Annotated in this window: 4 protein-coding genes; 1 reads left to right on the top strand and 3 read right to left on the bottom strand. The window is 48.5% G+C overall.

Features of this window, described 5'->3' with window-relative positions; translation table 11 throughout:
* The 3 genes from RMO84_RS07975 to RMO84_RS07965 all read right to left on the bottom strand — a co-directional run.
* A partial coding sequence (locus RMO84_RS07975) for a prepilin-type N-terminal cleavage/methylation domain-containing protein (protein WP_310487934.1) occupies window positions 1-163 on the bottom strand: 163 nt, incomplete at its 3' end.
* 237 nt (window positions 164-400) lie between these two features.
* Window positions 401-955 (bottom strand): type IV pilin-like G/H family protein, encoded by a 555-nt coding sequence (locus RMO84_RS07970; RefSeq protein ID WP_310487933.1) that lies wholly within the window; start codon window positions 953-955, stop codon window positions 401-403.
* Window positions 956-1,365: 410 nt separating this feature from the next.
* A complete protein-coding gene (locus tag RMO84_RS07965; RefSeq protein WP_310487932.1) occupies window positions 1,366-2,799 on the bottom strand; it encodes a proton extrusion protein PcxA in 1,434 nt (477 codons plus the stop codon).
* A 79-nt stretch (window positions 2,800-2,878) separates the two neighbouring features.
* Here RMO84_RS07965 and RMO84_RS07960 point away from each other — a divergent pair, with 79 nt between their 5' ends.
* Window positions 2,879-5,056 carry a recombinase family protein gene (locus tag RMO84_RS07960; protein WP_310487931.1) on the top strand — a complete coding sequence of 726 codons (2,178 nt, stop codon included), beginning with the start codon at window positions 2,879-2,881 and terminating at the stop codon, window positions 5,054-5,056.
* Window positions 5,057-5,165: the final 109 nt, after the last annotated feature.

The raw sequence follows: 5,165 nt of genomic DNA, 5'->3' as shown, positions 1-5,165 counted from the left end.
ACTGTTTGGCTTTAGCGTTTTGGTTAAGGAAATTGGGTAGTGCGATCGCCGTGAGAATACCGATAATGATGATGACAACTAAAAGTTCTACCAGGGTAAAGCCTTTTTCGCTGTGCTGGCGGTTGAGATGTTGGATGAATTTAGCTTTTAGTTCGGTTCTCATATTTTTTGTCTGACATCGACGTAAACTTCATTAGCGGCAGATAGCCAAAATTCTCTCAAATTGATACACACATTTGAGAGAATCGCGACCATCTAATTAGCATTAGAACCAACTTCATTGGCTTACCAATCTAGTCGATCTGGAGAAAGTTGTTGTAGCTAGACAAGCCAGCCACAACTTCACAATCTCAACTACAAAATCTAGTCTAGAGTTAGCATTGCCAATGAAAGCGGGAACCTAAGTACCTAATTGAATGAAGGAACTACCGCAAGTAGTAGTTGCTGCACCAGCAGTAGCTGAGAAGGTAGGAGCAGCGGCAGTCTCAGTACCAGGCACTTTAGTTTCACAGACAGCAGAAGTTACAGTGGACTGACTAGCAGTGTTCACATAACGGAAGTTACCGCCAGTATAGGATTTGAGCGAAGTATCTTTGGATTGAGCGACGATCGATGCACTATCGGTAGCTCCTGCTAATGTGTAAGAGTAGGAAGCAGTAGAAGCGTTGCCCGTGCTACCAGCGAGGGAACCAATCGCAATTTGGTCGAAAGTAGAAGAGAAGTTAGTCGCTTCAGTACGGTTAGAAATTTGGACGCGGTTGACAGCACTAACGTTTTGCTTGGCTTCGGACTGTTTAGCTTTAGCGTTTTGGTTGAGGAAGTTAGGTAAAGCAATTGCAGTCAAAATACCGATGATGATGATGACAACTAAGAGTTCTACGAGTGTGAAACCTTTTTCGCCTTGTTTGCGAGTGTTGAGGTGTTGGATGAATTTAGCTTTTAGTTCGGTTCTCATTTTGAATATTTCCTGTAAGGGGGTTTGGGGTGGTTTGTTTGCTTCGTGTCCTCAGCTTACCCACTTCTTTGAGATTACCTATCACCCCCTACCAAACTTTTTTTAAATATCTTTGGCAATAGCCGGTTATCCTCCTCCAAACCTTGTCAATACGCCATTCTCCTCAAAAAAATCCCCTCCCTGGAGGGGTGCCCGTAGGGCGGGGTGGGTAGATCTTCGCTTAATTACAGATCGACTCTCGATCGTCTTCCACCAATTCATGGACTACGTGCGATCGATCTAACCCAGATTTCACACTTATTAGGATCGAGCTAGCGATTTTACAGATAATCGATCGAGTGAAGATGGTTGGTATTTAGTGGAGATCTACCCACCCCACCCTACGGGCACCCCTCCCAGGAGGGGATTTTTTACTCGTTCATGGATTTGTAGGTGGCGACTGATGATGGTGACTGTCCGGTGAGATAGCGGAAGATCCAATATTTGAAGACCGTATCCATCAGCACGGGGATAGTCGCAATAAATAGTGAGTTGAAGCCATTGTTTTCGGCAATGCCCAGATGTCTGGCGGTACCTTGAAGGATAATTTCCCAACCGTGGGGGGAGTGAAAGCCGACGAAGGTATCAGTGAGAAGGATGATTATAAAAGCTTTGGCGGAGTCGCTGAGTCCAGCGACTAAATCGCTCAGGAAGGATTTGAGCGTTTCGATCTGGCGGCGGCTATGGGTAATTAACCAAGTAAAAGTGATGACCGAAAGGATGTCTGCAAACCAGTTTTTGACCGCTTCGGCACTCTTACGGTAAAAGTTGACTTTGACTTCTTGGGCTTTTTCCTGGACTTGCGCTTCGAGCTGCTCTGCGCCGATTTTGGGAGCTAGTCCGACTAATTGGTTGAATTTGATCTGCTTTTCAAACATTTCCAGCTCTTCAAATGCTTCGCGTTCGAGGTTGACATTAATGAAGATATTGGAGTGGTGATAGTTGCGGTAAGCATCGATGACTGGCCCAACGACGATGATTTTGGAAATATAGTGAACCAAGAGGGGCACTAAAATCAGCATTAAGATAAATCGCAGTGCCGTTCGCGTTTTACCTTGATTGAAGCGATAGTTCTCCAGGACTTGAACGTCGGCGTTGGGGTTGAGATCTTGCTGGATGCGCCGAAAGGTATTGATTAATGAAATATCAATGATGGCTTTTTTGTCATTATTGACGTTTTCGTTGGAGCGATCGAGTCGATTGGGCATAGGATTAGACTGGCGACTACCGAATGCAGCGGTGGGAGTAGAAGAGAGATCGGAGCGGGAACGCTGCCGATCGGCATTTGTGCTAGTGGTGGATAAGTAGTTAGATTCGGCTGGGGCGATAAAATCGATCGCGCGTTCGCCCAGACTCGATCTTTGTGGCTCGGAGGGGGTATCGGCATACCGAGTCAGGATTTCGTCGATAAAACTCAGTTTTTCGAGGATGCGGGCTTCGTATTCGATATCCTGAGTGTAGGGATTGATATCGCTGGCTCCCCGTCGATCGTCGAATTGCTGACTGTCGGGCGATTGGGGATAGTTATTGCCGGTGACGGTACGGCTGGTTTGAAACTCGGCAAGTCGAATCCGGGCAATGTTGAGATATTTATTGAGATCGTTCTGAAAATAGGTGGCGACTTGCTTGTTGGTGTATTCTGCCGGGATGAGGATCTGTTGAGCATTGAAATGTTCGTCTTCGATCGCTTTGATTTTTAAGGCGGCTTTGTAAGCTTCATCTAAAGCTCGATCGGCGGTACGGTAAAACCACTGATTCGCTCGCACCCAGTATTTACCGAAGTTTTTGGCTAGAAAGCTGTCCATAGGAAGCGGGGAGTTGAGGATTTGGGAGTTGAATTTAACTTGCGTAATATTTTTGGTACGGTGCAATTAACTTGTAGGGATGACACCGATTTATGATGTTAATATTCACGTACTGGTAATAACGGTAAATCAATCGATCGCTGGAGTTAAGAGGGTGGTGGGTAAAGCTATTTGGATCGAGGGGGGCACCCGCAGCGGCAAGACGAATGCACTGGTTTCTCAATTTTGGCAGTGGTTGGAAGAGCAAATTGTGCTGGGTAAACATTCGAGCCAAGATCGCCAAATTTTAGTTTTGGCGGGGAATGACGATAGCAAACGAGACATTGGCGATCGGTTGACGGCCAAAACCCAAGCTAAATATCCGATTTCGGCAAAAACGACGATCGGGTTCATTCAGGATGAGGTGTTATTATTTTATCCCCTCCTGATTGAGAAATTAAAGTTACCCGCTCATTTCCCCCTGAGATTGCGTCCGGAGACGGAGCAGGAATTGGCGACTAAGTTGTGGCAACCCGCACTGGAGCGGCTGAACTGGCGGGAAATTGCTCCATCTGAATACCGCTTCGTGCGGCGGATCTTGGACTTATTGCAATTGGCGGCTTATAGTTGCACGCCCTTAGCAGCTCTACCAGAAATCCTCACACACGGGTTTGGGGCGGCTGAGCATGGCGAAATTTTTGCGTGCGTAGAGTCTTTAGCTGCCCAATGGCGAGATTGGTGTCTCGATCGCGGCTTGCTGACTTATGGCATCATGACGGAGTTATATTGGCGATATCTGTTGCCCCACCCTGAGTACCAGCGGCAGTTAGGCGATCGCTATTGGACACTTTTAGCCGACGATGTAGACGATTATCCAGCGATCGGGCGACGGATTTGCGAATTTTTACTCGATCGGGGTGTATTGGGGGCGTTTAGTTACAATCCCGACGGGATGGTGCGATTGGGTTTGAGTGCCGATCCAGATTATTTATTCGGCCTCAAAGCTCGCTGTCTACATGACGATTCGCCACGCGATCGAGATATCATCTATTTAGACTCGTTGCCGACTAACTTATTTACCGATCGTCAGGCAGCGAGTATTCAGACGATCGTCCGTGCCGTCCTCAATCCAGGGAATATTGTCACCTTACCCGATAGTATTCAATCGATCGAAACCCGCACGCGCGGCGAAATGCTCAAACGCACGGCGGAAGCCGCGATCGAGTTAATTACCAGTGGGAAAGTCGCACCGGGCGATATTGCCCTCATCGCACCTGGTTTGGATGCCATTTCCCGATCGACGATTACCGATATTTTCGATCGCGCCAAGCTGCCATTGGCTTCCCTCAACGCCCAGTTACCACTCAATAGCGATCCGGGCGTCCGCGCGCTGCTGACGCTAATGGCTTTGACTTATCCCAACTTAGGACAGCTCACCAGTCGCGATGAGATTGCCGATCTGCTGGTGACGCTCAGCCCAATTTATCCGCCCCAGACGCCGCTCCTGAGCGAAATCGACCCCGTGCGGGCGGGTTTACTTGCCGATTATTGCTACGCGCCATCTCTATCTCAGCCGCGCTTGCTGCCATATGCTAATTTCCCTCGATGGGATCGACTGGGTGCGAGTGCTACCAAGGCTTACGATCGGATTCTGGTTTGGGTAGAACGGATGCAACAGCAGCAGCCCTCACCGTTACATCTACTGAATGAGGCGATCGGGTATTTTTTCCAGCAAGGTAGCTATTTACCATTCGATCGACTCTCAGCTTTGCGGGAACTGATGGAAACCGCCCAACATTATTGGCAAGTCGCCGAACGTACTTACAGCCCAGCAGAATATCTCGAATCGGCACATCAGATTACCGCTCAATTTATCTTGTTGCTGCGTCAGGGGACGATTACCGCCAATCCCTATCCTGTCAGCCAGCTCCAACCCCAAGATCGGGCTGTTACGCTGTCGAATATCTTCCAATACCGCGCTAGTAAGCGATCTCACGCCTATCATTTTTGGCTGGATGTCGGTTCGCCGCTATGGGCGGAAGGTGGGGCGGCGACGTTGTATGGTGCGAATCTGTTGCTTCAAGATCGAGTGGGCACAGTCTGGACGGAAGCCGATACCCAATCGAGTAACGAGCTACGCCTAGAGCGGATTTTGCGGGATTTACTCCATCGTGTCAACGATCGACTCTATTTATGTACGAGCGATTTGGCGATCGATGGGCGCGAGCAAATGGGTGCGTTACTGACGATGGTGCATGGGATTGGGTTTGGTAGTTAACGTGAATTTGAGATAGGAATCTTTGACAGGTAATGGTGATAGGCGAATCGGCAAACGATGAGAACTTGTGAGTTTCGATTTTCTTAGTGGGGGCAGAACCCGGATCTGG

This window comes from Chamaesiphon sp. VAR_69_metabat_338, assembly GCF_031423935.1.
GTDB lineage: Bacteria > Cyanobacteriota > Cyanobacteriia > Cyanobacteriales > Chamaesiphonaceae > Chamaesiphon.
Note: the sequence above shows the minus strand (reverse complement) of the source record. Positions and strands in the feature narration are given on the sequence as shown.

What these genes read in the sequence shown, in the direction of transcription:
- RMO84_RS07970 (WP_310487933.1), bottom strand. Translation starts at nt 955, where the DNA reads ATGAGAACCGAACTAAAAGCTAAATTCATCCAACACCTCAACACTCGC.
- RMO84_RS07965 (WP_310487932.1), bottom strand. Translation starts at nt 2,799, where the DNA reads ATGGACAGCTTTCTAGCCAAAAACTTCGGTAAATACTGGGTGCGAGCG.
- RMO84_RS07960 (WP_310487931.1), top strand. Translation starts at nt 2,879, where the DNA reads ATGACACCGATTTATGATGTTAATATTCACGTACTGGTAATAACGGTA.